The sequence below is a fragment of the Paracoccus sp. KR1-242 genome, assembly GCF_049446195.1.
Taxonomy (GTDB): Bacteria; Pseudomonadota; Alphaproteobacteria; order Rhodobacterales; family Rhodobacteraceae; genus Paracoccus; species Paracoccus broussonetiae.
Window position 1 is genome coordinate 254,308 of record NZ_JBMSED010000006.1, and the last position, 19,757, is coordinate 274,064.

The window sequence follows — 19,757 nt, forward strand, 5'->3', positions numbered from 1 at the left end:
CCGGGGCCCTTCGATGTCATGCCTGCGACCCTGACGGACCGCGGTCGGGATCAGACCTCGTCCCGGCCAGATGCCAGGATGCAGAGCAGCGTGATGACCGAGGCGGCCAGCATGTAATAGCCCACGTGGCTGAGCCCATAGGTCTTTTGCAGCCAGGTGGCGGCATAGGGCGCAAGCGAGGCGCCGAAAATGCCGGCGAAGTTGAAGGTGATCGACGAGCCGGTATAGCGCACCTTGGTCGGGAAAGGCGCGGCCAACGCGGCACCGATGACGCCATAGGTCAGGCCCATCAGGAACATGCCAAGCGCGACGAACAGGTAAAGCGGACCTTCACCCCCGCTCATCAGCGGCGCCAGCAGGAACGAGAAGGCCCCGATCAGCACCGTGACCACGATCAGGAAAGGGCGGCGCCCAACGGCATCGGCGACCTTGCCCGCCAGCGGGATCGCGATCCCGAAGATGACCGAACCGAAGATCTGGATCTTCAGCGCGTCCAGGAACGGGATCTGCAGCACCTTGACGTTATAGGACAGCAGCCAGGCCGAGCAGATATAGAACAGCACGAACGTCACCAGCGCGACGAAGGTGCCCAGGAACAGGCTGCGCTTGTGATTGCGGAAGACCTCGACCACCGGCACCGAGACGCGCTGGTCGCGCTTGATGGCTTCGGCGAATTCCGGGGTCTCGGTGATCGACAGCCGCACCCACAGGCCCAGCACAATCAGCAGGATCGAGGCCAGGAACGGCAGGCGCCAGCCCCATGCCAGCAGATCTTCCTGAGACATGAAATGCAGCAGCACCCAGAAGAAGCCCGAAGACAGGAACAGCCCGACGGGCGCGCCAAGCTGCGGGAACATCCCGTACCAGCTGCGCTTGCCTTCGGGCGCGTTCTCGGTCGCCAGCAGGACCGCACCGCCCCATTCGCCGCCAAGGCCAAAGCCCTGACCAAAGCGGCACAGCGCCAGCAGCGCGGGCGCGGCAACGCCGATCTGGGCATAGGAGGGCAGCAGGCCGATGATCACGGTCGAAACGCCCATCGTCAGCAGCGCGGCGACCAGCGTCACCTTGCGCCCGATACGGTCGCCGAAATGGCCGAACACGATCGCGCCGAAGGGTCGCGCGAAGAAGGCGATCGAGAAGGTCGCGAACGAGGCAAGAAGCGCCGTCGTCGCATCCTCGGCCGGGAAGAATAGCGTCGGGAAGACCAGCACCGCGGCCGTGGCATAGACGTAGAAGTCGAAGAATTCGATAGTCGTGCCGATCAGGCTGGCCAGCAGGACGCGTGCTGGAGAGTTGACGGGCTTGGCGCGCGCGGATGGCGTCGCGCCGTATGTCTGGTCTGTCATGTTCTTGTCCGCAATTTCCGGGGGTGCCAGCATCGCACGCGACGCGGCCATCGCGCGCCATAGCGGATCACCGCCGGGATGAAAACACGGCGGCGGTCAGAAAATTGCGTTTGCATAGCCGGATTGCGAAAGGGAATTAGCTCAATCCGGATAGGTCAGCAATTATTCCATATTTTCTCGTTTGTCCAGCCTTCGTTTTGGTGCGGATCCGGGTTTCACAACGGCGATCGGCGCGAAGACCTTGCCGCGCGCGAGGAAAGGCGGTATCAGCCCCGGCTTTCCGACATAAGGGGCCGCGCCATGCAGGACGACATTCTCGCCATCGATTTCGGCACGTCGAACAGCGCCGCCGCCATTGTCGAGGACGGCCACATCCGCCGCATCAGCATCGAGGACGGGGCCGAGACCCTGCCGACCGCCGTGTTCTTTCCAGTCCGGGGCGGCACCATGAAGATCGGCTCGGCCGCCGCCGAAGCCCTGATAGATGGCGAGGAAGGCCGCTACATGCGCGCCCTGAAAAGCGTGCTGGGCACCTCGCTTGTTCATGAAAAACGCCTGATAGGCGGCAAGCGCCGCAGCATCGCGGAAATCATCGCCGAATTCCTGGCCGAGGTGAAATCGCGGGCCGAAAAGGCAACGGGGCGGCGATTTTCGCGCGCGCTGTCCGGGCGGCCGGTCCATTTCCATTCCCGCGACCCCGAACGCGATGCACAGGCCGAGGCGGACCTGCGCGGCTGCTATCTGGCCGCGGGCTTCGAGGATGTGGCGTTCCTGCCCGAACCCGAAGCGGCGGCAATCGCCTCGCACGGGTTGGGCCGCAGCGGGGGGCTGGGACTGATCGTCGATATCGGCGGCGGCACCTCGGACTTCTCTGTGTTCCGCAGCACGGGCAACAGCGTCGATATCCTCGCCAATCACGGGATCCGCCTGGGCGGCACCGATTTCGACCACAGCGTATCGATGACCCACGCCATGCCCACCCTTGGCCATGGTGGCGAATTGCGCCGCGAGATGGGGGACGGCCTGCTGCCGGTCCCGAACGCAATATTTGCCGAACTGGCGACCTGGGCGCGCATCCCGTTCCTTTATACGCCCGAAACACGGCGCATGGTTCAGGACATGGTCAAGCTTGCGGTTGACCGCGACGCACTGCGCCGGCTTTCCACCGTTCTGGACGAAGAACTGGGTCACGAACTGGCATTCGCGGTCGAGCATGGAAAGATCGCCGCCAATGGCGGTGACGGCCAGGCCCGAATCGCGATGGGCTTCATCGAACCGGGCCTGTCGCGTCCGGTCACGCCGCAAACGCTGGACGCCGCTCTGTCCCAGTATCACGCCGATCTGCTGACGGCGGCGGCCGAGACGCTGGAGATGTCGGGCGTCGCGGCCCCGGCGATCGACAGCGTGATCCTGGTCGGCGGTTCCAGCCTGATGGGTCTGGTCACGCAGATGTCATCCGAGCTTTGCCCGACCGCCCAGCTGATGCGGTCCGAGGCATTCACCGCCGTCGTCGACGGACTTGCGCTGGCGACAGCACATATGGGCGCATCCAGCACGGTCAGCGCCTGAACAACGCCTTTTCGCGGTATCGTCATCGCCATGTCACGCCCTTCCCGAACCCTAAGCGAAGCGTCCGACTGCGCGCGGGCACGGGCAATCCGGGCTTGAAGCCCTGGGCGATCTGCTATGATGTAAAACGGCGTATCCGGACGAGATAAATGAGCACAGCCGAGGCAGCCGACAGAAATTCAACCAAGGCCCGCATCCCTTCGGGGACAACGCGGGCAACCGGGCTTCGACCACATCGACAGCCGCTTCTGACGAATATCTCGGCGGCGCGATGGCTGTTGCTGGCGATCGTCCTGGCCTCGATCTATTTCTTCCACGGGTTCCTGGTTCCAGTCCTGGCCGCAACGGTCATTGCGCTGGCAAGCTGGCCCCTGCGCAACAAGGGCGTGCACCAGCTGGGCGCGGGCCGCACGATGACCGCGGCAGTGATGGTCCTGGTGCTGGTCTGCTTCCTTGTCATCCCCATTGCGATGGCGCTGGTCTATGCCTTCCGCGAATTGCGGGACTGGATCAGCTGGGCCATCCTCGTCAACGCGGCGGGCGCACCGACACCGCACTGGATGATCGAACTGCCGCAGATCGGCCCCTGGCTGGACGAGAACTGGCGCACCTATATCGGGCATCCCGGCGGGATCAGCGAGATCGTTCAGGCGATCTCGGGCTCGAATATCGGCACGATCTATCGCGGCGCGGTGACGGCGGGATCCCTGGCCTTCAACCTGGCGCTGACGCTGCTGTTCATGCTGATCACGCTGTTCGTGCTGTATCGCGACGGCGACAGACTGGTGGCGCAGCTTGACCGCGTCGGCGCGCGCATCCTGCCCGAGCGCTGGGACCGCCTGTCCCGCGTCGTCCCGGCCACGATCAGTTCGACCGTGACCGGCATGACCCTGATCGCCATTGGCGAAGGGCTGGTGCTGGGCATCGCCTATTGGATCGCGGGCGTCCCCTCTCCGGTCACGTTCGGGGTGATCACGGGGTTCATGGCGCTGATTCCGGGTGGCGCGCCGCTGTGCTTCACGCTGGTCTCGATCTATCTGTCGGCCAGCGGCAATCCGGTGGCGGGGCTGGCGCTGTTCATCTGGGGCACCTGCGAACTTTTCGTCGTCGACAAGACCATCCGCCCGCTTCTGGTGGGTGGGCCGGTCAAGCTGCCGTTCCTGCCGACCTTCTTCGGCCTGATCGGCGGGGTGAAGACCATGGGCATCGTCGGGCTGTTCGTCGGCCCGGTGCTGATGGCGCTGCTGGTCTCGATCTGGCGCGAATGGCAGCGCGAGATTTCCGAGGACGAGCTTAGGCTGGCAAACCAACCCGTAGCTGAGACCGAAGCCACCCGCTGACCGGCGCCACGCCTGACCGCAGGCACGACGACACTGGACATACGAAAAAGGGGCGAAGCCGATGCTTCGCCCCTTTTCCATTGTCTCTGGTCCCGTTCAGTTGGCTGGCGGGGTCGCCGGCACAACGCTTTCGGGTTGGGGCGGGCTGGCCAGGGATTCCGGCATCGGGGTCAGTTTGACGCCCGCATTCTCGCCCAAGGGCTGGCCCTCGCGGTTGGTTTCGTCGGGGGCCACAGGCTCTTCCTCGGGCGCGGCGATTTCGACCAAGGGGCTGGCGGTGACGACCGACAGCGCGGCGGTGCTGGCACCGGGCACAGGGTTCGCGCGATCCGCGCCGTCATTGCGCAGATAGTCGAAGAACTGCCCCTCGGGCTGGATCACAAGCGAGCTGTTCTCGCCCTTCAACGCGCGCTCATACGACGTCATCGAGCGGGTGAAGGCGAAGAACTCGGGATCGCGGCCAAAGGCTTCCGCATAGATCGCGTTCCGGCGGGCATCGGCCTCACCACGGACGATCTCGGCCTTCTTGCGCGCTTCCGAGGTCAGCTCGACCACGGTCCGGTCGGCAGCGGCGCGGACGCGCTGCGCCGCTTCACCACCACGGGCGATCTCGTCCGCAGCTTCGCGCTCACGCTCGGCACGCATCCGGGCATAGGTCGCGGTCAGGTTCTGCTCGGGCAGGTCGGTGCGGGTCAGGCGGACGTCGATGACGCGGACGCCCAGATCCTTGGCGTTTTCGCGCGCAAGATCGCGGATCTGGTTCATCAGCGGCGTGCGGTCGTCGGACAGCACCGTGGTCGAGGGCACCGAACCCAGCACCTGGCGAATGGCGTTGGTCACGATGTCGGCCAGACGCTGCTGGGCGAACTGGATGCCGCCCGCGGCGGTGGCGCGGCGGAACTGCACGACATCGGTGATCTGCCAGCGCGCGAAGGCGTCGACGACAAGCCGGCGGTCATCCAGGGGCGTCACCTCCATCGGGGGCGTCGGGATGCCCAGGATCCGCGCATCATAGCGCACGATGTTGTCGATGAAGGGCACCTTCAGGCCCATGCCTGGATTTTCCCGCACGTCGACCACCTCGCCGAAGCGCATGACAAGGGCCTTTTCGCGCACATCGACGATATAGATCGAGGCCGAGGCGATCAGGACCACGACCGCGACAAAGGGCAGGACCAGAATGGAAAGCGCTCGCTGCATTACTGGTTCCCCCCGGTGGCGGTGCCGGCGCTGCCGGTGGTGGTGGTCGTGGTATTCGTGGTCGGGCGGGGACGCAGCTGGTCAAGCGGCAGATAGGGCACGACGCCCTGTCCGGCATTTCCGTCCAGGATGATCTTGTTGGCCTGGCCCAGAACTTTCTCCATCGTTTCCATGTACATGCGGCGACGCGTCACGTCGGGCGCCTTGATGTATTCGTCATAGACCGAGTTGAAGCGCGCGGCTTCACCCTGGGCAGTGTTCACGGCTTCGGCGCGATAGGCTTCGGACCGTTCGATCACGGCGGCGGCTTCGCCGCGCGCGCTGGCAAGGACGCGGTTCGCATAGGCATCCGCTTCCTTCTCCAGCCGGTCGCGTTCCTGCTGGGCGGCCTGCACTTCGCGGAAGCTGTCGATGACCTCGCGCGGCGGGTCGGCGCGGTCAAGGTTGACCCGGACCACGTTGATCCCGGCCTCATAGGCGTCCAGCGTGTTCTGCACCGAAAGCTTCAGATCCTCGCCGATGGTGCCGCGGTCGCGGTTCAGGATCGGTGCCAGTTCCGAACGCGCGACGATGTCGCGCATCGCCGATTCAGCAACGGCGCGGATGGTGTCGTCCGGATCGGCCAGGTTGAACAGGTATTTCTCGGGGTCCGAGATGTTCCAGACCACCTGATAGGCCATGTCGACGATATTCTGGTCGCGGGTCAGCATCAGACCGCTGTCCATCGGTCCGGCGCGGCCGGTCCCGATCTCGGTCGTGCGTTCGGCTGAAACCGGAACGACCTCGGCCTTGACGACCGGCCAAGGGGCAAAGTTGAGGCCCTCTTCACCGGTGGCGAAGGGACGGCCGAACAGCAGCTCGACCGAGCGTTCCTCGGGGTTGACGGTATAGAAGGACATGAATGCCCAGACCGCCACCGCGCCAAGGGCAACAAGGCCCCAACTGCCCCGGCTCATGGACAGTTGCGGTCCGGAACGGCGCGGACCGCCGCCGCGGGGGCCGCCACCGCCGCCCTGCCCGCCCTTGCCGCCCATCAGGACGCGCAGCCGGTCCTGGCCCTTGCGGACCAACTCCTCGATCTCGGGCATCTGCTGGTCGCCGCGACGGGGGCCGCGCGGCTCCTCGTCCCGGTTGCCGCCGGCATTGCCCCAGGGGCGCTGGCCCCCTTTGGGAGGCTCGTTGCCCCCCTTGCCGTCATCTCCTCCGCTGCCCCATGGGCCTTGTCCCGCCATGCGTCTCTTGCCTCGTCTGATACTCTTGCGACTGTTTCAGGTTCAAACTGGTGCCGGGCGGCAAATAATCAAGCCGAACCAACGGTTTTGTCAGCATGTGCGCCGCCGATATGCCGCACCGGACGCCGCATCGTGACCATTTCCTCGGCCAGGGTGGGGTGAACGGCGATGGCGGCGTCGAAATCGGCCTTGCTGGCGCCCATTCCCATCGGGATCGCGACCAGCTGGATCATCTCGCCCGCCTCGGGTCCGAAGATGTGGCAACCGACGACCTTGTCCGTCTCGGCATCGACCAGCAGCTTCATCACCGCCCGCGCATCCGATCCGGCAAAGATCGACCGCATCGGCCGGAAGCTGGCCAGATAGACCTTGTGCGGACCCGCTGCCGCGGCCTCTTCCTCGGTCAAGCCGATGGTCGCGACCTCGTGCGGGCGGACATAGACGGCCGAGCCGACCAGCCGGTGATCGACCTTGCGCGGATTGGCCCCGAAGACGGTGTCGGCGAAGCTGTGGCCTTCGCGGATCGCAACCGGGGTCAGGTTCACGCGGTCGGTCACGTCGCCCACGGCAAAGACCGAAGGGACCGAGCTTTGCGACCATTCATCGACCAGCACCTCGCCCTTGCGGCCAAGCTTGACGCCCGCCTCGGCAAGTCCAAGGCCCTTGGTGTTCGGCACGCGACCGGTCGCGAACATGACCGCGTCATAGATCTCGGCACTGCCATCGGGCCACAGGACGCGGATCTTGTCGCCGTCCTTTTCCAGCGCCGCAGGGGTGGTTTCCAGCTTCAACTCGACCCCGATCACGCGCAACTGTTCGGTCGCGTGGCGGCGCAGTTCCTCGTCAAAGCCGCGCAGCACGGCGTCGCCGCGATAGGTCAGCACGGTCTCGGCCCCCAGCCCGGCCAGAATCGTCGCGAATTCACAGGCGATGAAACCGCCGCCGACCACCAGGACCCGGCCCGGCAGGCTTTCCATCAGGAAAAGGTCGTCCGAGATCATCCCCAGCTCCTCGCCGGGAATGCCGGGGCGCTGCGGGTGGCCGCCCGTCGCGACCAGCACATGCTTGGCGGTGACGCGGGTGCCATCGGCCAGCTCGACCGTATGCGCGTCGTGCAGGCGGGCGCGCTGCTTGTGGATTTCGACATCGGCGGCGACCAGCCCGCCGGTATAGGCCCCCTCAAGCCGGGTCAGTTCGGCGTCCAGCTTGTGGCGGAACATCACCCAGTCGAAGGGCCCGGCGCTGGCGGTGGTCCAGCCATAGCCGCGCGCCTCGGTCGCCAGCGCCTCGGCCTGCGAGGCAAAGACCATCAGCTTTTTCGGAACGCAGCCACGGATGACGCAGGTGCCGCCCATGCGGCTTTCCTCGGCCAGTCCGACGCGTGCGCCGTATTCGCTGGCCGCGATCCGCGCGGCGCGGACTCCGCCCGACCCCCCGCCGATCACGAACAGATCATAATCGAAAGTCATTCCAGATCCTCACGCCGCAACTCGACGACCGAGCCATCGGGACAACCGATGATGGCAAGGCTGCAGATATTCAGGAAAAGCCCGTGTTCAACCACCCCCGCGATCGAGGACAGTCCGCGGGCCAGCGCGCGGGCATCATGGATCTGCTCCAGCGCGAGGTCGAGGATCAGGTTGCTTTCGTCGGTCAGGACGGGTTTGCCATCCCTTTCGCGCAGGATCGCCGGGCGTTCGGCCATGCCCAGTTCCTCCAGCACGCGCTCGATATGGGTGCGGGTCGACTGCCAGCCGAAGGGGATCACCTCGACCGGCAGCTTGAACTTGCCAAGGCAGTCCACGACCTTGCCCTGATCGGCGACGACCACCATCCGGTCCGAGGCGGTGGCGACGATCTTTTCGCGCAGATGCGCGGCACCGCCGCCCTTGATCAGGTTCAGGTCGGGATCGACCTCGTCCGCGCCGTCGATGGTCAGGTCAAGCCAGCCCAGATCGTCCAGCTCCATCACCACCAGCCCCAGTTCGCGGGCCTGGTCCGCCGTCGCCTTCGAGGTCGAGGCGCAGCGCAGGTCCATCCCCTCGGCGTGGACGCGCTCGGCCAGGCGGTCAACGAAGACCTTGGCGGTGGAGCCGGTGCCAAGGCCAAGCTTCATGCCGTTCTCGACCAGTTGTACGGCGGCGCGGGCGGCGGCGTCCTTGGAAAGATCGATGGTTGCGGGGTCGGTCATGGCGGCAGCTCCGAAGGCGGGAATTCTGTTGCAGGGATTGGCCCATGCGGGCAGTCGCGATCCTTATACGCAGAAGCCCGCCTGCGGGCCAACTGCCGCGCGCCGAAAAAACACCCGAAGGGCCGCTCGCCTGCGACGTGGGCGCGATTGCCTCGGGGCGCGGGCTCGCCTAATCATGCCGGCATGAAGATACCTGACACATATGCCGTGGTCATCACGGCCGCGGGCCGGGGCACGCGCGCGGGCGGTGATGTCGCCAAGCAATGGCGCGACCTTGCCGGGGAAAGCGTCATCCTGCGCAGCATCGCGGCTTTCGCGGAATTCCCCCGCATCGTCGTCACCCTGCCGCCCGATGACATGGCCCGCGGCGTCGCCGAACTGGCCGGTCCCGTCGTGCTGGTCGCCGGGGGCGAGACGCGCAGCGCCAGCATCCGTGCCGCGCTTGAGACGCTGGACGGAAGCGGCGTCACCCATGTGCTGATCCATGACGGCGCACGCCCGCTGGTCCCGCCCCATGTGATCGAGGGCGTCGTCGCCGCGCTGGAGGCTGGGGCCGAGGCTGCGGCACCCGCCCTGCCCGTGACCGACGCGCTGTGGCGGGCCGAGGGCGGACATGTCACTGGCACCGCCAGCCGCGAGGGGTTGCTGCGCGCGCAGACCCCCCAAGGTTTCCATCTGGCCAGCATTCTTGCCGCGCATCGCGCATTTCCCGAAGGCGGGGCGGACGATGTCGAACTGGCGCTGCGCGCCGGCTTGGCCGTGACCGCCACCGCCGGGGACGAAGACAATCTGAAATTGACCTGGCCGCAGGATTTCCGGCGCGCCGAACGCATTCTGGGGGCCGCTATGGACATTCGCCTGGGCAACGGTTTCGACGTGCATGCCTTTACCGAAGGGGACCATGTCTGGCTTTGCGGGGTCAGGATCCCGCATGACAAGGCCCTGCTGGGTCATTCCGACGCCGATGTCGGGATGCACGCACTGACCGACGCAATCTATGGCGCGCTGGCGCAGGGGGATATCGGCCGCCACTTCCCGCCCTCGGACCCGCAATGGAAGGGGGCGGAAAGCCACATTTTCCTGCGCCACGCGGGCGAGCTTGCGCGCGAGATGGGCTATACCATTTCGAACGCCGACGTGACGCTGATCTGTGAACAGCCGAAGGTCGGCCCCCATGCCGGCGCGATGCAGCTGCGTCTGTCCGAGATCCTCGGGATCACGCCCGACCGTGTCAGCGTCAAGGCGACGACCTCGGAACGGCTGGGCTTTACCGGACGCGGCGAAGGCATCGCCTCGATCGCGACGGCCACGCTGGTCAAGGGGTGAACATGGAACGCCAGATCGCGACATTCTTCGGCGTGGGCCTGCTGCGCCCCGCACCCGGCACCTGGGGATCGGCGGCGGCGGTCGCGCTGGCCGTCTTTGCCTGCGAGTTGGGTGCATCGCTGCTGGTTCCCGTGGGTGTCGTCCTGGCGACGCTGCTGGGCTTCTGGGCGGTGCCCCGCGTGACCGCCGCCAGTGCGGACAAGGATCCGTCCGAAATCGTCATCGACGAGGTAGCCGGGCAATGGCTGGCCATGTGCTTCACCGTCATCCCGCTGTGGCGGCACGGCGTGTCGATCTTGGACGCGTGGCCGGGCTTCGTCGCGCCGTTCCTGCTGTTCCGGCTGTTCGACATCTGGAAGCCGTGGCTGGTCGGGCGCGCCGATCGCAGGGGGGACGCCGCGGGCGTGATGCTGGACGATCTGTGGGCGGGCTTGTTCGCGGGCGTCGTATCGGTGATCCTTGCCGGGCTGTATCACGGGCTGCTGGAGCCGATGCTGTGACCGCCGCCGAAGTTCTGGACCTGGCCCGCGCGCGCGGGGTGATGATCGCGACCGCCGAAAGCTGCACCGGCGGGCTGATCTCGGGGCGGCTGACCGACATCGCCGGTTCATCGGACGTGGTCGAGCGCGGCTTCGTCACTTATTCCAACGCCGCCAAGATCGAGATGCTGGGTATCCGCCCCGAGACGCTTGAGGCGCATGGCGCTGTCAGCGAAGAAATCGCCGCCGAGATGGCGCAAGGGGCCTTGGCGCGGTCCCAAGCGGGGCTTGCCGTTTCGGTCACTGGCATCGCCGGGCCCGGCGGGTCCGAACACAAGCCCGAGGGTCGCGTCTGCTTCGGTATTGCCGATGCCTGGGGCGTCCGGACCGAGACCGTCGAATTCGGCGCCATTGGCCGTGCCGAGGTGCGTGCCGCGACCGTCGATCACGCGCTGCGACTGCTGGCGGCCGCGCTGCGGGGCTAGGCCCCGCGCAGCAGGTCGATCAGGCGACCCACATCGTCCTCATGCGTCGCCCAGCTTGTGACCAGACGCACGGTGACCGGCTCTCCGGCTGCGGGGGGGCGATCCTGCCACAGGTGATAGGCAGCGCCATGCGCCCGCGCACGGTCATGGGCCGCGGCAGGAATCCGGGCAAAGACCTCGTTCGCCTGAACCGGGACGACAAGCGTGCCCCCGGCCTGTTCGATCCCCTGCCCCAGGCGGCTGGCCATCGCATTCGCGTGGCGCGCCAGATCCATCCACAACCCGTCCTCGGCCAGCGCCAGCATCTGCGCTGCCAGATAACGCTGCTTGGAATAGACTTGACCGGCCTGCTTGCGACGGTAGTCGAACCCCTTCGCATCGGCCGGGTCGAAAAAGACGACCGCCTCGGCGGCAAGCGCGCCGTTCTTGGTCCCGCCGAAGCACAGCGCATCGACGCCGGCGCGCAGGGTCAAGTCTGCGGCGTCGCATCCCAGACCGGCAACCGCATTGGCGAAGCGTGCGCCGTCCATGTGCAATTTCAGCCCGGCGTCATGCGCGATCCCGGCCAATGCCGCGACCTCGTCCGGGGCATAGCAGGTCCCCCATTCGGTCGCGTTGGTGATCGAGACCATCGCGTTCTGTCCGTCGTTCAGGCTGCCCGCGGCGCCAAAGCGGATCGCCTCGGCCAGGGTGTCGGGGGTGAACTTGCCGTTTTCGCCCGCCAACGGCACCAGCTTTGCGCCGTGGCTGTAAAACTCCGGCGCGGCGCATTCGTCGCGATGGATATGGGCGCTGTCGTGACAATAGATCCGGCCATAGCTGGGCGAAAGCTGCGCACAGACCAGCGCGTTCGCCCCGGTCCCGGTCGCGACAAAGCGGACGACCGCATCGGGCGCATCCAGAAGCTCGCGATAGGCGGCCTCGGCGCGGGCGGTCACGGGGTCCGCGCCATAGGACCCCATCGCGCCATCGTTGCAGTCGGACAATGCCTTCAGGACTTTCGGGTGAACGCCATGCACATTGTCCGATGCGAAATTCATGCCAGATCCTCGATGATGTAATCGTCCCAATCGTCCTCGGTCACGGTCAGCTCACTGACCGTCCGGTCGCGAATGCTGATCCCGGCCTGATGGACGGATTCGCGGTCGCCCGAAATCAGGTAATGCCAAGGATAAAGCGGCTTCCCCTCGGACCGCAGGCGATAGGCGCAGGTTGCGGGCAGCCACCATGCGATCTCTTTCAGCTTCTTCGGCGTCAGAACGATGCAATCGGGCACGAACTTGTGCCTTTCGGCATAGTTCGAACATTGGCAGCTATGCCCATCCAGAAGCTTGCAGGCGACACGCGTAAAGGCCAGTTCGCCCGTATCCTCATACTCGATCTTGTTCAGGCAGCATTTGCCGCAGCCGTCGCACAGCGCCTCCCATTCGTCGGGCTTCAGGCGGTTCAGCGGCAACTCCCAGAAATGCTCTCTCATCAGCGCACCGCCAGAATCTCGCGCGCGCGGGCGCTGTCCTGATCCATCTGCGCGATCAGGGCCTCAAGGCTGTCGAACTTCATTTCCGGGCGCAGGAACTCGACCAGGGCAACGGACAGGTGCTCGCCGTAAAGGTTGGCCTTGAAGTCGAAGATATGGCTTTCAAGATTGGGGCGGTTCTCGCCGAACATCGGCCGCACGCCCAGATTGGCAACCCCGGCATAGCTGCCGCGTTCGGGACCGGTCAGCACGTCGACCTGAACCGCATAGATGCCGAAACGGGGCAAATGCAAGCCACTGACCGCCATGTTCGCGGTCGGATAGCCAAGGTCGCGCCCGCGCTTGTCGCCATGCAGCACCTCGCCATCGATACGGTGCCAATGGCCCAGCATCCGTTCCGCGTCGCGGGTCCGCCCTTCGGTCAGCGCAGTGCGGATCGCGGTCGAGCTGTATTCGTCCTGCCCGTCACCGATCAGCGGCGCGATGGTGACGCCAAAGCCCATCTCGCGCCCCAGTTGCGTCAGCGTCTGCGCATTGCCCGACCGCTTGCGCCCGAAGCAGAAATCCGCGCCAACCGTGACATGGCTGACCCCCAGACCGTCGACCAGCACCTCGCGCGCGAAATCCTCGGGGGCAAGGCCCGCCAGCACGGTATCGAAGGGGAGCTCGTAAAGATGCTCGACCCCCAGCCGGGCCAGCCGGTTCGCGCGCGATTCCGCGTTCATCAGGCGAAATGGGGCAGAATCGGGCTGAAAGACCTCGCGCGGGTGCGGCTCAAAGGTGATTACTCCAAGTGGCGCATCGGCGGCGGCGCGCGCGGCATCGATCACCGAACGGTGTCCAAGATGCACGCCGTCGAAGTTTCCCATGGCGACGGTTGCACCACGGGCCGCAAGCGGCAGCCCCTTCCAGTCGTGATGGATGCGCAATCAGGCCCCCGATGGGCCAGCAGATGGCCCGGTCAGTCGAATTTCCGGCTTGGCGCCAGAACCAGCGCCTCGCCCTTCAGCACGACCGTATCGCCGACGAGGCACCGGGTTGCAAGGGTGACGCGCCGCCGCGCATGTTCGATCGCCTCGACTGTCACTTCGGCGCGCACCATGTCGCCGGGCCGGACGGGAGCCATGAATTTCAGCGTCTGCCCCAGATAGACGGTGCCATGACCGGGCAATTGTTCACCAATCACGGCCGAGATCAGGCCCGCAGTCAGCATCCCATGCGCGATCCGCCCCTCGAAGATGGTGTCGCGTGCATAGGTTTCGTCCAGATGCACGGGGTTGTGGTCGGTCGAGACCTGCGCGAACAGCTCGATATCCTCGTCGGTCACCACCTTCAGCAGGTACCGCGACATCCCGATCTCAAGATCCTCGATGACGATTGTGCCACGGGGTTGATTGTCCAGCATCATCCACGCCTCCGCCTCTCCGTTCCGCTGCATAGCAGCATCGCGGTTGACGCGCAAGGATATTACGTCAGGATAGGAAATTCGTCGCAGATGTTACCGGGGCGTCAGCGCAACCGACCCATGCTGTAGCGCGGGCCAGCCCCGCGCTGGTTCAGCCAGTCCAGCAACAGCGGATGTTCCGGGTTCTCGACATCCACCCCGAACTGGTCGAAGGCCAGACCGCCGGTGATGAAGATCGCATCGATCCCCTCGCCCGCCGCGCCAAGGATGTCGGTCGCAATCCCGTCGCCCACCGCAAGAATGCGCGCATCCGCGTCCAGCCCCAGCTTGCGGCGCGCAAGGTCATAGATCGGGGGATGGGGCTTGCCGAAGTAAAGAGAGGTGCCGCCCATCTGCTCATAATATTCGGCAAGGGCACCGGCGCAGTAAAGCCGCGTCTCGCCAAGGTCGACGATCACGTCCGGGTTGGCGCAAAGCAGTTTCAGCCCGCGTTGCTTCGCGATCATCAAACGGGCGTGATAGTCCTCGGGCGTCTCGGTGGTATCGTCGAAAAGACCGGTGCAGACGATGCCCTCGGCCTCGTCCAGCGGAACGCGGCGGATCGGTTCGGCGCCCTGCCATTCGGGGGGGATGTCGGCGAAGAAGCCTTCGTCCTTTTCCATCGCGATGGCCCAGACCTTGTGACCGACCGCGCCCGCGAACATCGCATCCTGCGCCGCATCGCCCGAACTGACGATCAGATCCCAGGCGTCGCGCGGCACGTTCATGCGATCAAGCTGCGCCTCGACATATTTCCACGGGCGCGGCGCGTTGGTCAGCAGGACGACGCGCCCGCCCCTTGCGCGGAATCCCTGAAGTGCTGCGACGGCAGCCGGATAGGCCGCCACGCCATTGTGCAGGCAGCCCCACAGGTCGCAGAACAGCACGTCGTAATCGGCCGAAATATCGGCCAGCGAATTGATGATCTGCGTCATGAGGGCCTGCCTGATTAGATCGAGAGGGCGGGAATGATCTGCTTCTTGCGCGACATGATGCCGGGCAGAACTACCGTGTCGCCCGAAACGGTGGCGTTGAAGCTTTTCTCAGCCACGGTTTTCACGAAGTCGTTCGGGATCAGCAGCGTCGCCTCTTCCTTCAGGATGTCGACGACGAACAGCAGCACCTCGTCGGCACCATCGGCAGCCGCGACGGCGGGCATGGCGGCCATCAGCGCGGCCTTGCGGTCCAGCACGACCTTGGGCGAAGTGGTCTCAAGGACCGAGACGCGCAGCTGCTTGCCGCCCAGCTCGTATTCCTTGCTGTCCATGCGCAGCAGCGCCTCTTCCGAGAAGGCCGAGACATCGGATTTCGCGGCGAACATCTCGGCCGCGAATTGCGGGATCGAGATGCCCAGATCCTTGGCCAGCTTTTCGGCCACGAAGCGGTCATGCGGGGTCGTGGTCGGGCTGCGGAATTCCAGCGTGTCCGACAGGATGCAGGTCAGCATCGCACCCTTGATCGCGCGGGGCGCGCGCGCCAGATCCTCGTCGCCGATCAGGTCGTGCATGATCGTCGCGGTGCAGGCCAGCGGACGGATGGTGATGTTGATCGGCAGGCGCGTCTTGATGCCGCCGGCCAGCAGGTGGTGGTCGATGATCTCGATCACCTCGGCCTCGTTGATCGAGGCGGGCAGCTCGGCCGGGTTGTTGGTGTCGACGATCACGCATTTCTCGCCCGGCGCCAGGTCGGAAATGATCTGGGGCTTGGCGATGTCCCATTTCGACAGCATCCAGGCGGCTTCGGTGTTCGGCTCGCCTTGCAGCACGGCGACCGCGGGCTCCTTGCGGACCTCGGACAGGTACCACGCCCAGATGACGGGAGAGCCGGTCGAGTCGGTATCGGGTGCCTTGTGGCCGAGAACCTTGATCATGGAAGCTACCTTCACGAGAGCGGAAAAAGTCGCGGGCCTTATAGGGCTTGGCGGCAGGGATGTCTATTGACTGAGCGACAGGCCGGCATTCACCGCCAGCGCCAGAAGCACCGTATTGTGGAAGAAGGAAAAGGCGGAATGCGCCAGCGTGATGCGCCGCATCCGGCTGTCCAGCGTGGTGACATCCGCAGTCTGTGCCGCCATGCCCAGCGTGAAGCTGTAGTAAAGGAAATCCCAGATCCCGGCATCCTCGCCCGCGCCAAGTCCCGGAAAGCCAAGCCCCCGCGTCTCGGCCCCATGGCGGTCGCGTGCATACCAAAGGCTGGCATAGTGAAAGGCCATTACGGTGTGGATCATCGCCCAGCCCAGCGGGACCAGCACCAGCGCCAACGCGGGCCGCAGCGCCAGCCCGGCATGGGGAGCGCGCAAAGTCAGCATGATCGCATAAAGGCTGATCGCGACCGAGATCATGGCGAGGGGGACGATGATCCTCATGCCCTCGTCATCGGCATCGGCGGTGCGGCGCAGCATCTCGGCGTCCAGCCGGCGCATCAGCAGGGCGGTCAGCACCAGATAGCTGAGGCAGAAGATGACCGAGAACAGCAGCAGCCGGTCCACCGCCTGCAATCCGTGCGCGGCAAGACCGATGACCAGCCCCAGCAGAAAGCTCAGCAGGAAACGCCGATGCCGCCGCAGGTCGTGAAGCATCAGACGGGTGTCTGCTGGTGCTGCAGGATCCGCCAGTCGCCGTCGCGCCGGATCCAGGTCGTCGTGCAAAGCGCGCGATAGGCATCGGCCCCCGAACGGCGCGCCGTCGCGCGATAGGCAAGGACGCAGACCTCGTTCGTCTCGACGACGGCGCGCTCGGTCATGCTGATTTCCTGCCAGCGCGGAACCGTGCCAAGCCGCTCGACCACCTTGCGCCGGCTGAGGATGCCGGTCGGCGCGAAGGCCATGACGCAGGTTTCGTCAAGCTTGCGGACCGCCTCGGCCACTCCGGCCAGCCAGAAGTCCCGTTCCTCGCGCCAAAGCTCATCCGCCATTCGCCAACCCTCCCTGCGGCTTGATCTGAGTAATGGTCCAGCCCGACTTGCCGAGCAGCGACAGGACGCCCCCCTCGCCTGCAAGGTGCAACGCGCCAAAACCCGCGACGATCCCCTTGCCCTGACGTGCCGCCTGCGCTGCGGTCTTTTCCAGCGGCCCGATCCAGTGGCGGTTGCGCTGATCCATCAGCGTCCGCTGCGCGAATTCGACCTGCCGGTCGACCTCGGCCCTCGACAGGCCCGAATTGCGATAGGCATCGAAGCGGCCGAACTCCCAGATCAGCCAGCTGTCACCGGCGAAATAGGCGTCGGTCAGCGTCACGGCGTAATCGTCGGCATATTCCGCAGCGGGCATGGCGGCTCGGATCATGTCGATCTCTTCCCCGGGCGACATGCCGTCGAACAGCGAGAATACGGTGTCCCACGGCTCAAGCGCCTTGACCGGAACGCCGGATTTCTCGGCCCGCTGGACCAGAAGATGATCAAGGCCCCCGGTCTCGCCGGACTGGCGCACCTGCTTCAGCATGCAGGGCGAGATGCTGAGCAGGACCGAGACATACCAGGGCCGCATCCGGCTGGTCACGACGGCGGGAATGCCCCGGACCTCCATCGCCTTCCACAGCGCCTCCCAATCGTCTTCGGACATGCGTTCGGGCAGCGTTGGGCCGGTCGCGTCCATGATCAGCGCGGGATCGCTGCGCATCGCATCGGCCAGCCGCGCCTCCTCCTTCGGGCCGGCCTCGACCAGCAGCGCGCCCGCGGTATCAAGATCTGGCCCGAATTGCGCCAGCGTCAGATCGTGGCGGGGATCGTCGAAATGATAGGTTCCGATCAGCGTGATCCGCTGGTCGCCCTTGACCGCCTGCCAGAACAGCCCGTGGTGATAGGGCACCCTCTCGGCCGCGGCGCGCAATTCGGCCTGCGATTTCGAGGGCAGCGCCTCAAGCAGGTTGCGCCCGACGCATTCCGCCGCGGCCGGCAGGGCAAGCCCTGCGGCGATCAGAAGGGCGGGAAGCAGGCGGGACAGGCGCATGGCAGGATTCCTTGAATTATCGCGGAAGCATGGCACGGGCGTCGCAGCCTTGCCAGCCCGCAGCGCGCCCCTGCCCGGGTCAGCGGCCTAACCCGGTGGCGGCAATTCCTGCGGCGGGGACTTGCCGTCCAGGACCGCGCGCCAGATCCGTTCGACCTGCCCGGCCTTTGCCGCCCAGGTGAAACGCTCGGCAATCTGGGTCCGCGCCGCGCGAGCCTGCGCCGGCAGGACCGAGGGATCGGCGGCAATCGCCTGCAACCTGTCGCGCAGCGCGGCGACGATCCGGGGCCTTTGGCCAAGGGGCACGCGATAGCCCGTCGCATCCGAGACAAGCTCGCCCGGCCCGGCGTAATCGACGACGACCGGCACGACCCCCAAGGCCATCGCCTCAAGCACCACTCCGCCGCCGAATTCGCGCACCGAGGGAAAGACCAGAAGCTGCGCCTGCGCGGCCACATCCTGCACCGCGCCATGTTCGAGCCAGCCGTGGAAATTCACCCGCTCGCCGACACCTTCGCGCTGGACCAGCGCATGCAGGTCCGCCGCCTGCGGGCCGTCGCCGATGATGTCGAGCGTCATGCTGCCAGCGCGAAGCAGCGGCAACGCCGCCTCGATCGCCATGTCCGCGCCCTTGTAGGGGACAAGCCGCCCGATGAAGCATCCGCGCAGGGGAAGCGTGCCGGGCTGGGGCGCGATCCGCGTGAAGCGGGCCGGGTCCACGGCATTTTCGGGCAACCAGACGGTCTTTTCCCGGAACCGCGCGGGGATCTCGCTGCGCGTATGGGCAGAGCCGCAGATGATCGCACTGGCCGCGGCCAGCGTCGATGTACGCCCCGGCAGCGCCTTGTAGGCGCCCCGGACATAGGACAGCCATTCCCGTTCGCGCCGTCTTTCGGCATCGAACCCCTTCGGCCAGGGCACCCCGCCGTTCAGCGGCCCAAGGACAAACGGCACCCGTGCCGCCTTGCATCTGGGCGCGATGCTGCTTGAGGCGGTGGGCGTCAGGGGCGTGACGCGATGCACAATGTCATATTCGCCCGCCCGGATCGCGGCGCCGAAGCGACGCCACACCAAACGCTCGAAATAGCCATAGCCCAGGGTCGTGACCGCCGTCTTCATCGTCCAGCCCACGCCCTTGCCCATGCTGAGACGCTCGGCCAGTTTCCACAGCGGTGCGGCCAGTTTTTCGCTGTCGATGGCGGTGAAATCGCGCCCCTCGACCAACCCGGCGCGCAGAAAGGCGTCACGGTTGCGGATCTGGGTCACGATATGGACATCCGCCACCTCGCGCAGGGCACTGGCCAGCGACCAGCCCACCAGTGGAACCGATACCCATTCGGGATTGGCCGCCTCGGCCAGTACAAGCGCCCTGATCCGCCGTTCCAACATCCGCTCCTGCCCGTCCGGTCCCCGAGGCGTAGCCGTCCGCGGGATTTTGCGTCAAGCATCTTCGGCGTGGATTTTCGCCATCATCTCGTTGACAGAGCCGGGGGGCAATCTTAGATGGGCTGCACTGGCACTCACCAAGATCGAGTGCCAACAATAAAAACAGCAACCTGTAACACCGGAGTGTTCACATGGCTTTCAAACCGCTGCACGACCGCGTTCTGGTCCGTCGCGTCCAGTCGGACGAGAAGACCAAGGGCGGCCTGATCATCCCCGACAGCGCGAAAGAGAAACCTGCCGAAGGCGAGATCGTCTCGGTCGGCGAAGGCGCGCGCA

Annotated in this window: 20 protein-coding genes and 1 pseudogene; 6 read left to right on the forward strand and 15 right to left on the reverse strand. The window is 65.8% G+C overall.

All coding sequences use genetic code 11. The annotated features are described in order from the left end of the window. Nucleotides 1-50: 50 nt before the first annotated feature. Nucleotides 51-1,346: an MFS transporter gene (locus ACO2Q4_RS11045; protein WP_311758169.1), complete on the reverse strand. Its 1,296-nt coding sequence runs from the start codon at nt 1,344-1,346 to the stop codon at nt 51-53. A gap of 300 nt (nt 1,347-1,646) precedes the next feature. On the opposite strand from ACO2Q4_RS11045, the gene ACO2Q4_RS11050 reads away from it, so the two are divergent. Both ACO2Q4_RS11050 and ACO2Q4_RS11055 read left to right on the forward strand, forming a co-directional pair. After that, complete coding sequence (locus ACO2Q4_RS11050) at nt 1,647-2,915, forward strand: Hsp70 family protein (RefSeq protein ID WP_423319251.1); 1,269 nt, start codon at nt 1,647-1,649, stop codon at nt 2,913-2,915. A 149-nt stretch (nt 2,916-3,064) separates the two neighbouring features. After that, nucleotides 3,065-4,255 carry an AI-2E family transporter gene (locus ACO2Q4_RS11055; protein ID WP_395132276.1) on the forward strand — a complete coding sequence of 397 codons (1,191 nt, stop codon included), beginning with the start codon at nt 3,065-3,067 and terminating at the stop codon, nt 4,253-4,255. A 96-nt stretch (nt 4,256-4,351) separates the two neighbouring features. On the opposite strand, the gene hflC is transcribed toward ACO2Q4_RS11055, so the two are convergent. From hflC to rpiA, 4 genes are all read right to left on the reverse strand, one after another. Then, nucleotides 4,352-5,455: a protease modulator HflC gene (gene hflC, locus ACO2Q4_RS11060; RefSeq protein WP_423319254.1), complete on the reverse strand. Its 1,104-nt coding sequence runs from the start codon at nt 5,453-5,455 to the stop codon at nt 4,352-4,354. Then, nucleotides 5,455-6,687, reverse strand: coding sequence for an FtsH protease activity modulator HflK (hflK, locus tag ACO2Q4_RS11065; protein WP_423319255.1), 1,233 nt, complete (start codon nt 6,685-6,687; stop codon nt 5,455-5,457). The genes hflC and hflK overlap by 1 nt, the downstream gene beginning before the upstream one ends. 68 nt (nt 6,688-6,755) lie before the next feature. Beyond that, entirely contained in the window at nt 6,756-8,156 is a 1,401-nt protein-coding gene (gene gorA, locus ACO2Q4_RS11070; RefSeq protein WP_311758164.1) for a glutathione-disulfide reductase, read from the reverse strand. Next, nucleotides 8,153-8,878, reverse strand: a complete 726-nt coding sequence (gene rpiA / locus ACO2Q4_RS11075) for a ribose-5-phosphate isomerase RpiA (RefSeq protein WP_311758163.1) — start codon at nt 8,876-8,878, stop codon at nt 8,153-8,155. The genes gorA and rpiA overlap by 4 nt, the downstream gene beginning before the upstream one ends. A 183-nt stretch (nt 8,879-9,061) precedes the next feature. Between rpiA and ACO2Q4_RS11080 the strand changes: the two genes are divergently transcribed. From ACO2Q4_RS11080 to ACO2Q4_RS11090, 3 genes are read left to right on the forward strand one after another with little or no spacing between them, the layout of a single operon-like run. Next, complete coding sequence (locus tag ACO2Q4_RS11080; protein WP_423319257.1) at nt 9,062-10,204, forward strand: bifunctional 2-C-methyl-D-erythritol 4-phosphate cytidylyltransferase/2-C-methyl-D-erythritol 2,4-cyclodiphosphate synthase; 1,143 nt, start codon at nt 9,062-9,064, stop codon at nt 10,202-10,204. Between the two features lie 2 nt (nt 10,205-10,206). Beyond that, nucleotides 10,207-10,704, forward strand: a complete 498-nt coding sequence (locus ACO2Q4_RS11085; RefSeq protein WP_423319259.1) for a phosphatidylglycerophosphatase A — start codon at nt 10,207-10,209, stop codon at nt 10,702-10,704. Next, the gene (locus tag ACO2Q4_RS11090) at nt 10,701-11,168 is read left to right on the forward strand and encodes a CinA family protein (protein ID WP_423319261.1); all 468 of its coding nucleotides are present in this window, start codon (nt 10,701-10,703) and stop codon (nt 11,166-11,168) included. Before ACO2Q4_RS11085 ends, ACO2Q4_RS11090 begins: the two co-directional genes overlap by 4 nt. On the opposite strand, the gene ACO2Q4_RS11095 is transcribed toward ACO2Q4_RS11090, so the two are convergent. The 10 genes from ACO2Q4_RS11095 to ACO2Q4_RS11140 all read right to left on the reverse strand — a co-directional run bounded on the left by ACO2Q4_RS11095 (nt 11,165) and on the right by ACO2Q4_RS11140 (nt 19,424). Further along, nucleotides 11,165-12,208: a threonine aldolase family protein gene (locus ACO2Q4_RS11095; protein WP_423319263.1), complete on the reverse strand. Its 1,044-nt coding sequence runs from the start codon at nt 12,206-12,208 to the stop codon at nt 11,165-11,167. The two genes, ACO2Q4_RS11090 and ACO2Q4_RS11095, sit on opposite strands and share 4 nt — an antisense overlap. Then, entirely contained in the window at nt 12,205-12,645 is a 441-nt protein-coding gene (locus tag ACO2Q4_RS11100; RefSeq protein WP_395132259.1) for a YcgN family cysteine cluster protein, read from the reverse strand. The genes ACO2Q4_RS11095 and ACO2Q4_RS11100 overlap by 4 nt, the downstream gene beginning before the upstream one ends. Then, nucleotides 12,645-13,574 (reverse strand): bifunctional riboflavin kinase/FAD synthetase, encoded by a 930-nt coding sequence (locus tag ACO2Q4_RS11105; protein ID WP_311758157.1) that lies wholly within the window; start codon nt 13,572-13,574, stop codon nt 12,645-12,647. The genes ACO2Q4_RS11100 and ACO2Q4_RS11105 overlap by 1 nt, the downstream gene beginning before the upstream one ends. Nucleotides 13,575-13,606: 32 nt before the next feature. Then, nucleotides 13,607-14,050, reverse strand: a complete 444-nt coding sequence (locus tag ACO2Q4_RS11110; RefSeq protein WP_311758156.1) for a MaoC family dehydratase — start codon at nt 14,048-14,050, stop codon at nt 13,607-13,609. 104 nt (nt 14,051-14,154) lie between these two features. Next, nucleotides 14,155-15,024 (reverse strand): TIGR01459 family HAD-type hydrolase, encoded by an 870-nt coding sequence (locus ACO2Q4_RS11115; RefSeq protein ID WP_423319266.1) that lies wholly within the window; start codon nt 15,022-15,024, stop codon nt 14,155-14,157. A gap of 14 nt (nt 15,025-15,038) precedes the next feature. Beyond that, the gene (locus tag ACO2Q4_RS11120; protein ID WP_423319268.1) at nt 15,039-15,959 is read right to left on the reverse strand and encodes a manganese-dependent inorganic pyrophosphatase; all 921 of its coding nucleotides are present in this window, start codon (nt 15,957-15,959) and stop codon (nt 15,039-15,041) included. 63 nt (nt 15,960-16,022) lie between these two features. Continuing rightward, nucleotides 16,023-16,667 carry a DUF1345 domain-containing protein gene (locus ACO2Q4_RS11125; RefSeq protein ID WP_311758153.1) on the reverse strand — a complete coding sequence of 215 codons (645 nt, stop codon included), beginning with the start codon at nt 16,665-16,667 and terminating at the stop codon, nt 16,023-16,025. Next, nucleotides 16,667-17,002, reverse strand: coding sequence for a DUF4440 domain-containing protein (locus ACO2Q4_RS11130; protein ID WP_423319270.1), 336 nt, complete (start codon nt 17,000-17,002; stop codon nt 16,667-16,669). The genes ACO2Q4_RS11125 and ACO2Q4_RS11130 overlap by 1 nt, the downstream gene beginning before the upstream one ends. After that, nucleotides 16,992-18,035 (reverse strand): TraB/GumN family protein, encoded by a 1,044-nt coding sequence (locus tag ACO2Q4_RS11135; RefSeq protein ID WP_423319272.1) that lies wholly within the window; start codon nt 18,033-18,035, stop codon nt 16,992-16,994. The genes ACO2Q4_RS11130 and ACO2Q4_RS11135 overlap by 11 nt, the downstream gene beginning before the upstream one ends. An 87-nt stretch (nt 18,036-18,122) precedes the next feature. Next, entirely contained in the window at nt 18,123-19,424 is a 1,302-nt protein-coding gene (locus tag ACO2Q4_RS11140; RefSeq protein WP_311758150.1) for a glycosyltransferase family 4 protein, read from the reverse strand. 188 nt (nt 19,425-19,612) lie between these two features. On the opposite strand from ACO2Q4_RS11140, the pseudogene ACO2Q4_RS11145 reads away from it, so the two are divergent. Next, nucleotides 19,613-19,757, forward strand: a pseudogene (locus ACO2Q4_RS11145) (co-chaperone GroES); the annotation flags it as partial.

Excerpts from the sequence above, each read along its gene's own strand:
- ACO2Q4_RS11135 (WP_423319272.1), bottom strand. The coding sequence starts at position 18,035 with ATGCGCCTGTCCCGCCTGCTTCCCGCCCTTCTGATCGCCGCAGGGCTT.
- ACO2Q4_RS11115 (WP_423319266.1), bottom strand. The coding sequence starts at position 15,024 with ATGACGCAGATCATCAATTCGCTGGCCGATATTTCGGCCGATTACGAC.
- ACO2Q4_RS11055 (WP_395132276.1), top strand. The coding sequence starts at position 3,065 with ATGAGCACAGCCGAGGCAGCCGACAGAAATTCAACCAAGGCCCGCATC.
- ACO2Q4_RS11130 (WP_423319270.1), bottom strand. The coding sequence starts at position 17,002 with ATGGCGGATGAGCTTTGGCGCGAGGAACGGGACTTCTGGCTGGCCGGA.
- ACO2Q4_RS11125 (WP_311758153.1), bottom strand. The coding sequence starts at position 16,667 with ATGCTTCACGACCTGCGGCGGCATCGGCGTTTCCTGCTGAGCTTTCTG.
- rpiA (WP_311758163.1), bottom strand. The coding sequence starts at position 8,878 with ATGACCGACCCCGCAACCATCGATCTTTCCAAGGACGCCGCCGCCCGC.
- gorA (WP_311758164.1), bottom strand. The coding sequence starts at position 8,156 with ATGACTTTCGATTATGATCTGTTCGTGATCGGCGGGGGGTCGGGCGGA.
- hflK (WP_423319255.1), bottom strand. The coding sequence starts at position 6,687 with ATGGCGGGACAAGGCCCATGGGGCAGCGGAGGAGATGACGGCAAGGGG.
- ACO2Q4_RS11045 (WP_311758169.1), bottom strand. The coding sequence starts at position 1,346 with ATGACAGACCAGACATACGGCGCGACGCCATCCGCGCGCGCCAAGCCC.
- ACO2Q4_RS11050 (WP_423319251.1), top strand. The coding sequence starts at position 1,647 with ATGCAGGACGACATTCTCGCCATCGATTTCGGCACGTCGAACAGCGCC.
- ACO2Q4_RS11120 (WP_423319268.1), bottom strand. The coding sequence starts at position 15,959 with ATGATCAAGGTTCTCGGCCACAAGGCACCCGATACCGACTCGACCGGC.
- ACO2Q4_RS11110 (WP_311758156.1), bottom strand. The coding sequence starts at position 14,050 with ATGCTGGACAATCAACCCCGTGGCACAATCGTCATCGAGGATCTTGAG.
- ACO2Q4_RS11095 (WP_423319263.1), bottom strand. The coding sequence starts at position 12,208 with ATGAATTTCGCATCGGACAATGTGCATGGCGTTCACCCGAAAGTCCTG.
- hflC (WP_423319254.1), bottom strand. The coding sequence starts at position 5,455 with ATGCAGCGAGCGCTTTCCATTCTGGTCCTGCCCTTTGTCGCGGTCGTG.
- ACO2Q4_RS11085 (WP_423319259.1), top strand. The coding sequence starts at position 10,207 with ATGGAACGCCAGATCGCGACATTCTTCGGCGTGGGCCTGCTGCGCCCC.
- ACO2Q4_RS11100 (WP_395132259.1), bottom strand. The coding sequence starts at position 12,645 with ATGAGAGAGCATTTCTGGGAGTTGCCGCTGAACCGCCTGAAGCCCGAC.
- ACO2Q4_RS11140 (WP_311758150.1), bottom strand. The coding sequence starts at position 19,424 with ATGTTGGAACGGCGGATCAGGGCGCTTGTACTGGCCGAGGCGGCCAAT.
- ACO2Q4_RS11080 (WP_423319257.1), top strand. The coding sequence starts at position 9,062 with ATGAAGATACCTGACACATATGCCGTGGTCATCACGGCCGCGGGCCGG.